Source organism: Staphylococcus sp. SUC_1.2 (assembly GCF_026222585.1).
This window is the reverse complement of record NZ_JANJPM010000057.1, coordinates 1-6,705: the sequence shown is the minus strand read 5'-3', so window position 1 is coordinate 6,705 and position 6,705 is coordinate 1. Positions and strand designations below refer to the sequence as shown.

The 6,705-nt window shown below is 30.9% G+C and carries 7 protein-coding genes; all 7 read left to right on the top strand.

All coding sequences use genetic code 11. The features are described from left to right. Positions 1–265: 265 nt before the first annotated feature. The 7 genes from NR218_RS12340 (at position 266) to NR218_RS12310 (ending at position 6,633) form a co-directional block, all read left to right on the top strand. Complete coding sequence (locus tag NR218_RS12340; RefSeq protein ID WP_053036634.1) at positions 266–1,132, top strand: ABC transporter substrate-binding protein; 867 nt, start codon at positions 266–268, stop codon at positions 1,130–1,132. Positions 1,133–1,435: 303 nt separating this feature from the next. Next, entirely contained in the window at positions 1,436–2,389 is a 954-nt protein-coding gene (locus NR218_RS12335; RefSeq protein ID WP_011276546.1) for a FecCD family ABC transporter permease, read from the top strand. Between the two features lie 98 nt (positions 2,390–2,487). Continuing rightward, complete coding sequence (locus NR218_RS12330; protein WP_011276545.1) at positions 2,488–3,192, top strand: HAD family hydrolase; 705 nt, start codon at positions 2,488–2,490, stop codon at positions 3,190–3,192. Between the two features lies 1 nt (position 3,193). Further along, the gene (locus NR218_RS12325) at positions 3,194–3,988 is read left to right on the top strand and encodes an alpha/beta fold hydrolase (protein ID WP_011276544.1); all 795 of its coding nucleotides are present in this window, start codon (positions 3,194–3,196) and stop codon (positions 3,986–3,988) included. Positions 3,989–4,141: 153 nt separating this feature from the next. Continuing rightward, positions 4,142–4,648 (top strand): SA0570 family protein, encoded by a 507-nt coding sequence (locus tag NR218_RS12320; RefSeq protein ID WP_011276543.1) that lies wholly within the window; start codon positions 4,142–4,144, stop codon positions 4,646–4,648. 182 nt (positions 4,649–4,830) lie between these two features. Further along, positions 4,831–5,547 (top strand): hypothetical protein, encoded by a 717-nt coding sequence (locus NR218_RS12315; protein WP_053036633.1) that lies wholly within the window; start codon positions 4,831–4,833, stop codon positions 5,545–5,547. A gap of 276 nt (positions 5,548–5,823) precedes the next feature. Further along, positions 5,824–6,633: an alpha/beta fold hydrolase gene (locus NR218_RS12310; RefSeq protein ID WP_053019395.1), complete on the top strand. Its 810-nt coding sequence runs from the start codon at positions 5,824–5,826 to the stop codon at positions 6,631–6,633. Positions 6,634–6,705 lie beyond the last annotated feature (72 nt).

Here is a 6,705-nt window from a genome sequence, read left to right as displayed (position 1 = left end):
CAATATTAGGACTCATCAGTCCGATTTGACATAGAGCCTGTTAAGAAAAGCATTGAGTATTTCTAAATTTAGAGATATTCAATGCTTTTTAATATTTAAAATTTTCCATGAAACAAATAATAGTATGAAATTACACAATTAAATATGAAAAACTTAAATTAATATTTAATATTATTTGTTATGATATATGCATACATATACATAATCTAGAAAGGAATGTGTGAACGTGTTAAATAAAAAGTTATGGATATTACTTAGTTTAGTCATGTTGATTCTTGTCGCTTGTGGACAAAACGATCAACATAAACAAGAAGATAAACAAAGTAATCAATCTGATTCCAACTCGAAAGAGCATTCATACAAACGTATCGTGTCGCTTATGCCAAGTAATACGGAAATTCTTTATGAATTAGGTCTCGGAAAAGATATTGTGGGTGTTTCTACAGTGGACGATTACCCTAAAGATGTTAAAAAAGAGAAAAAACAATTTGATACAATGAATTTAAATAAAGAAGCATTATTAAAAGTCAAACCCGATTTAATTTTAGCGCATGAATCTCAAAAAGGAACGTCAAAGAAAGTGTTAGATAGTCTTGAAAAAAATGGCGTAAAAGTGGTTTATGTGAAAGATGCACAATCATTGGATCAAACGTATGAAACTTTTAAACAAATAGGTAAAGTAACGGGACGTGAACATGAAGCTAACGAACTTATTGATGAGACGAAGCACAATGTTGAAAAAGTAATAAAGTCGGTGCCAAGACATCATAGGTCACAATCTGTTTTTATGGAAGTCTCTTCTAAACCTGAAATATATACAGCAGGCAAACATACATTTTTTGATGACATGTTATCCCAATTAGATGCTAAAAATAGCTTTTCAAATATAGAAGGTTGGAAACCAGTGGATAAAGAAGGTATCATTAAAAAGAATCCAGATATCCTCATTTCTACAGAAGGTCTATCTAAATCAGATTACTATAAAGTGATTAAAAAACGTGATGGTTTCCGTCAAATTAAAGCTGTGAAAAATGGACGTATTGAAACTGTGAACGGTGATGAAATTTCACGTCCAGGCCCTCGTATTGATGAAGGTTTAAAACAATTAAGAGACGCTATTTATAAAAGATAAATTCATATGAATTAAATAGTTATTGTAAAAGTGAGATTAGTACAATTTATATTGAAAAGTTACATTACAAATCCCCTGTAGCTGACTGAACTGAGAAGAGCTTTAAATCAAGCTTTTCTCAGTTTTAATTATTTTTGCGACTATGCAACTACGGGACCTAGCAAAAAGAATGTTATATAGAAATGCTATAACTAATGCAAGCTAAGTCTACGAATATAAAAGAATGCTGCCCTCAGTCCCATTCTTTTATATCATCAGTTATAATAGAAGAAATAATAGAAAGATTATTGATGAGTTGATAAAATGACAAGAAATATATATTTAACATTTCTAAGTTGGTGCATATGTTTAATCGGTGCCATAGGACTTTATTTACTATGGGACTTAGGGAGCTTAACGGATTCATTTAATCAAATGATATTGCTTAAAGTTCGGTTGCCAAGAATTATTGAGGCCTTATTAACAGGAGCAATATTAACACTAGCAGGTCAGATGTTTCAGACTGTTTTAAATAATCCTCTAGCCGATAGTTTTACATTAGGACTGGCAAGTGGTGCTACATTCGGTTCTGGATTGGCGATATTTCTAGGATTATCTTTTATTTGGGTGCCCATCTTTTCAATTAGCACTAGTTTAATCGCATTGTTGATCGTCTTAATGATTGCTGCCAAAATCTCACGTGGTTATCCACTTAAAATTCTTATTATTACTGGTTTGATGATAGGTGCACTCTTTAATGCGTTATTGTATATTCTAGTTTTAATTAAACCTAATAAGATGAACCAAATAGCTAACTACTTTTTCGGAGGATTTGCAGCGGCTGAAACGCGAGAGGTCATATACATCGGTCTAATAGCTATACCTATTATATTGATTCTACTTAGTATGGTGCCAGCGATTAAGTTATTACAATTAGGTGAATTGAAGAGCCGGTCATTAGGTTTAAACGTCCAACAAGTCATGTTTTTGATACTAACACTAGCATCTATAATAACAGCAGTCGCGATAGCATATACAGGTATTATTGGTTTCATCGGCATGATAGTGCCTCAACTGATAAGACGCTATTATTGGAGATTTACGTTAGGCATTCAAATGATATTAAATATTTTAATCGGTGCTACAATGATGTTGATTGCAGATTGGATTGGTAGTGTGTTAATTCATCCAGTGCAAATACCAGCTAGTATTATTTTGGCTTTAATAGGTATTCCAACATTATTTTACATTTTGCTTAAGCAATCTAAAGATATTTAAACATACATTTAACTGTATCACATGGATGTTACGTTATTATTTTATGGAAGACTTTTTGATAAAATGAGAATAATTATAGAGTTAAGAGGGAATTGACAATGGACTTAAGTCATATAAAAGCAATCGTGTTTGATTTAGAAGGTACATTATTAGATAGAACAAAATCTCGAGATAAATTCATTGAGGAACAATATGAACGATTTCATGATTACTTCGTACATGTTCAATTAGCAGATTTTAAACAAAAATTTATAGAATTAGATGACGATGAAGATAATGATAAACCTGATTTATATAAAGCAATTATTAAGCAGTTCCATATTGATCGTTTAACATGGAAAGATTTATTTAATGATTTTGAAATGCATTTCTATCGTTACGTATTCCCTTATTATGACACGCTATATACTTTGGAGAAATTATCGCAAAATAATTATGTTTTAGGTGTTATCGCAAATGGTAAATCTAAAATTAAACAATTTCGTTTACAATCATTAGGATTAGGGCATGTAATCAATTATTTATCAACTTCTGAAACTGTAGGATTCCGTAAGCCTCATCCTAAAATATTTGAAGATATGATTAATCAATTAAATGTTCAACCTGAAGAGATAATGTATGTGGGTGATGATGCTTTAAATGATGTAGCACCAGCTCGCGCAATGGGCATGGTAAGTGTGTGGTTTAAACATGATGACGCTGAATTAGAACCTTTAGAAGAAGAGGTTGACTTTATTATTACTACAAGTGAAGAGTTATTATCAATATTACCGATTCATATAAAACAAGGAGGAGATTCATAAGATGGATTTATTTACTAGAAAAGGTGGTTTATCCTTACATTACAATACGATGGGTGAGGGATATCCTGTTGTCTTAGTACATACAGCATATGAAAATGCTTCTATATTTCAAAATTTAGCAAAAGAATTGGCAAAATCTTTTCAAGTAGTTTTACTAGATTTGAGAGGACATGGCTATTCAGATAAACCAAGACAAATTGATTTCAAAGAATTTGCCGATGATATCATACAATTACTAGATTATTTGTATATTGATGAATCAGCATTAATAGGTCATGAAATGGGCGCAGCCATAATTGCGGATTTGGCAGAACGTTATCCTAATTATGTGTCATCCCTCATAATGGTAACACCAACATCTATTGAGGGTGAATTACCTGAAGAACGTTTATTCAGAAAATATTCACATAAAATTAGAAACTGGGATGACGAAAAACAAAATAAGTTTTTAGAAAAGCATCGTTATCATAAGCCGAGAAAAGTTAATAAGTTTTTAAAACATGTTGAGGATACGAATGCAATTTCTACAAAAGAGGAGACACAAGCGATTGAAGATGTGTTCAAAGAAACTGCGATTTCAAGCGTATTTGAACATGTAACGAAACCGACGTTAATTATTGCGGGAGAACATGGTGAGCGTATTACAACACTTGAATCTAAAGAAGTAGCCGATTTAGTTAAAGAGTCACAATTTGATGTGTATGCTCAATCAAGTTTATATCCTTTTGAGGAAGAGAAAGATAAGTTTATTGAAGATGTAACACCATTTATTAAGAAATATATGCCTGAACACTAATTGTTGTTAGGATATCTTCAGTCGTCATCCTGATTTGTTACATAAAATAACTTATTTTGTAATATTTTCGTAACAATACTGTTATTTTAGTAATAAATGGGGTATACTATGAATAAGCACAAGACGAGAAACGAGATAAAGGAGAGAGTGCTTATGAAAAAATTAGTAGCGGCATTTTTAGTCTCTGGACTAGTAATGACAGGAGTAGGCGTTAATCATGCTGAAGCAGCTAGCGGTAATACAATTCAAACAGTTCAACAATTAACTCAAGGTGAAAAATCATTAGAAAATATTACACTTGGCGAATCAATCAAAAATGTTTCAAACAAATATGGTACACCGATTTATTCTAAAAATCCAAGCAACAATGAAGGTTATTATGAGTATCGCACAAATAAAGGTTTATTAGTTGTAACTGCAGTAGGTAAAAAGAACCAAGGTTATGTTACTAGAATTTCTATGACTTATAATGAAGCTAATGGCCCAACTTATAATCAAGTTAAGAAAAATTTAGGCCAAAATGCAGTGGCACGAGTTCAATATAATAAAGTAAGCGGCAATTTTGGATATATTCAAAAAGGTAAAACAAGCTATCAATTTGGCTCAAATTCACCTCAAGATAAAAACTTAAAATTATATCGTATTGATCTTGCTAAATAATAAAAATAACAAATTTTATAATTTCATCACTAGGAGCATGACGTTAAATTCTAACTTTTGAATAACGTCATGCTCTTATTTTTCGTCATTAAACAGAAAATAATGTCAATGTATGATAAAATTTTAAATTGAACAATTAACAATCGTATAGATGTTATTAAACTATAGCAAAGGAGTAACTCATGAGAACCAACGATAAAGTGTTACTTGAAAATATTAACGATTACTTTAGCCACAAAGGGATGGCACCTAATTTAATCGATGATATAAAAGAAAATTTGCGCAATGATTTGAAAAGGTCTGAATCAAAAGATGAAGATTATTTAGATTATCGTGGCAAATCTCCAGCACAAATTATTTTGATTATTCAACGAAATTTATTCGGTTTACAAACGAATCCTGTTATTTTCTTTATTATGAATTTTATCTTAATATCATATCTTTATGATAAGCAATATGTGCCATTTCAAGCGGCTACAGCAATTTCTATATTCTATTGTATAATCATTTTTCCATTATCGATTTTTATTAATATTCGTATTGATAAGAAGAAGTTTCTATATAGCAATCGTTTTGAAATGATACTAGGATATATCGTTGCGATAATTGCACTAATTTTAATCATTATGCGTGTTTTTAATCTAAATTGGGGAATCATTCCCATCACTATTTATAGTCATCAAGTCGTTTTTTTTATAGGTATTATACTAAGCTTGATCGGTGTCTTTTTTAAAAAAATAGAGTACACAGCAATTGGTTTATTATTCTGTCAAAAGACGATTGATGCAGTAGTGACAAAACCTGAAATTGCACAAATCATTTCTCTTATTATATGGATCATGATAGTGGCATTGATCGTTTTTTATACAATTAAATTATCATCAAGGACGAGGGTGTAACGCTTAATTAACATAAGCTTGAAATAAATATTATTTGAGTTTACATTCCCAGTTCAAAATAGATAAGCAAATTAACTTGAGAGTAGGGCCTGGGACATAAGCAATGTCTCAGGAGTTATTATATTGGCAGTCATTGACTGAGTTAAAAAGCACTTGTAACAAGTGCTTTTTTAATTTAAAAAATATTTATATAATAATGATTTTAATAAAGTTAAGAACATTCATAGCGTAACTTTTAATGAAGTGGGTATAGTAACAATTAAGGGAGGTGCCAATATGAAAAAAATCGAAACGTTAAACCAAACAAAATTAGCTTATCAAGATGAAGGACATGGCAGCCCCGTTATCTTAATTCATGGCTTAGATGGTAATTCGGCAGCGTTTGATTTATTAAACAAACAACTCCAACAAAACTATAGAGTGATTGCGTATGATGTTCGAGGACATGGTAAATCGTCACGTCCAGATTCATATAACTTAGAAGATCATGTGAAAGATTTATATGTACTTATCAATAAATTAAACTTAAAGAAAGCGCATCTATTAGGTCATGATATGGGAGGGGTTATTGCTAGAGAATTTACCGAAAAACATGAAAATCATTTATTATCTTTAACAATTATCTCTTCAAAAGCTGAGGATATCGTTCATGGTTTTACGAAATTAATGATTGAGCACCAAGACGAAATTGCAGGGTTTAATAAATCTGAAGCATTACTTTTATTATTCCCGTATATCTATAAAGAACAAGAATCAGCAATGAAATGGATTCAACGGCAACGCTTATACAGTAAACAAAATTCCGAGGATAGTGCTATAGCAAGCAGAGCACTTTTAGATACGGCTTATGCGAATAAAGGGTACACACATTATGTTAAAGTTCCTACATTAATTATAAACGGACGCTATGATCCAATTATAAATGATAAGAATCATTATAAAATAGAAGAGCGTTATCAAAATGTTGAGAAGGTTTTATTTGAAGAATCTGGACATGCACCCTATGTTGAAGAAGAAGATAAGTTTCTAGTCTTATATTTAAGTTTTTTAGAAAATGTTGAACAGGTAACAGAAGTGAATCATTAAATGATATTAGTTATTTTTATAAGTGGATGTCTGTTTGATGAATCATGAAATAAAGCTTTTACATTAATATAT